Source organism: Sphaerochaeta sp. PS (genome assembly GCF_032144095.1).
Lineage (GTDB): Bacteria > Spirochaetota > Spirochaetia > Sphaerochaetales > Sphaerochaetaceae > Sphaerochaeta.
The window spans coordinates 1-1,468 of the sequence record NZ_JAVSNJ010000031.1 but is presented as its reverse complement, the minus strand read 5'-3'; the positions used below and the strand labels follow the sequence as shown (position 1 = coordinate 1,468).

Annotated in this window: 1 protein-coding gene; it reads right to left on the bottom strand. The window is 47.4% G+C overall.

All coding sequences use genetic code 11. From position 1 onward, the window contains the following. The coding region (locus ROJ03_RS13030; RefSeq protein WP_313727500.1) for a transposase at window positions 1–1,262 on the bottom strand (1,262 nt) is incomplete at its 3' end. Window positions 1,263–1,468 lie beyond the last annotated feature (206 nt).

Genomic DNA, 1,468 nt, shown 5'->3' with positions numbered 1-1,468 from the left:
TTTATCTTTGGCGGTTGGTAGGGGTTTCTTGAGAATCCTCTGCCAAGGATCTGGTCATATTTTTGGGAATATTCATTCACAAGCTCCTGCGGTGCATAAAGCAGGCCCTTTTCTTGGAGCTTCCGTTTCGTCTCATAGAGGGAAGAAAGCAACTTCTTCATGCTTACTGCCCATCGTTGGTTCTTGTTCTGGATGACACCCTCGAGCTCCCTGTCAATATGAGCCCCGCATACAGCATTCGTGATGCCCTTGAACTCTTCTTTGTAGTAGGAGCCCCAGCAGTCATGGACAGCAACCCCCCTGAAGTTTTTCAGCACCCCACCGGCAAGAATACCTTCCAGTCCCCGTTTGGGGTGGGCGGTGATGAGTGTGACCTTGTCTGTGGATGAGGTATGGGCCCATTGTATCTTGCCATTGACCCGTATGCCCGTCTCGTCAAAATGTGCTATCTCGGAGCCTCTGACATGCTCTTTCAGTTCGGGGAGAAGCTCATTGCAACGCCCTGCACAATCGGCGAGGATGTTGCAGACCGTCCCCTCACTGAGGGAAACGCCAGCCAAGCCTTCCATGAGTTCGCAGATCCTGGAGACACTGACCATACCAAAAGAAGAGAGGGCAACTACCATCGCCTTGAGGTTACTGCCGAACTGCATATATGCATTGACACCATTAGGGAAGGCTCCTGTGATAGTTTTACCTGTCTTGGGACAGAGCCTGCTGATGCAGTCAAATCTTGTCTGTTCCATAAAGATACGAACATCGGTCACATTCCTGGATTCGATGATGGAGAGCTCACCCTTGCAACGGCCTGAAAGCCTACACCCAAGACAGTCTGAAGGAAGGCATTGTTGTATGACATCCGGAATCTCCTTGAGCTTCATGGTGGAGCCTGTATGGCCCTTCTGCCCCCCTGTAGATTTCTTTGTATCGCTATGTTTGCCCTTGTTGATGGAAGAAGGCTTTGGCTTATTGAAGAAATCAGTGGATGAAGGTTTGCTGCTGTTGCCACTGTTCTTGTTCAACTGTTCTTCCAACTCGGCAATTCGTGCGTCTCTGGCATCCAGTGTTTGCTTGAGATCTGCAATGACGGAGGAAAGATCCTTTATGGTAAGGGACTGTTTTTCACTCTGAAGGCTTGCCTCATAGGCTTGGTTTGAAAGCTTGATTCCCTGGGATACCAGTTTTTCATTGGTCGCAGAAAGGCGGTCAATCTTACGATTGAGCTGTTTGAATTCTATCTCCCAAGAGTCTTCTGGTACCATCTAAATCCTATCTCCAATTGGATTTAGTATAACATATTGAACATCTAAATACAATAGGAATTTGTTATTTCATATAGATTTATCTGGGAGTTTTGGAGTGTTTGATGGTCGAAAATTCTGCCTGTTGAACCTCAATGAAAGCCTGAAATTCTCGGCAAAGAGATAGGCTTTAATCGGGAACTAGGATGACACACCTGAGCAGTTAC